Raw genomic sequence first — 249 nt, 5'->3', positions numbered from 1 at the left:
AGGCCCGAAGGTCCCCTGCTTTCTCCCGTAGGACGTATGCGGTATTAGCGTCCGTTTCCGGACGTTATCCCCCACTACCAGGCAGATTCCTAGGCATTACTCACCCGTCCGCCGCTCTCAAGAGATGCAAGCACCTCTCTACCGCTCGACTTGCATGTGTTAGGCCTGCCGCCAGCGTTCAATCTGAGCCATGATCAAACTCTTCAGTTCAATACTGCAATCGGGTTTTGAGAAAACCCTATAAACTTG

At 53.0% G+C, this 249-nt stretch carries 1 rRNA gene; it reads right to left on the bottom strand.

Going from position 1 to position 249, the window contains the following annotated elements:
- A 16S ribosomal RNA gene (locus tag ACYP2A_RS31525) occupies window positions 1–210 on the bottom strand; the annotation flags it as partial.
- Window positions 211–249: the final 39 nt, after the last annotated feature.

The sequence above is a fragment of the Pseudomonas sp. 3A(2025) genome (genome assembly GCF_054589175.1).
This window is presented reverse-complemented; position numbering and strand designations above follow the sequence as displayed.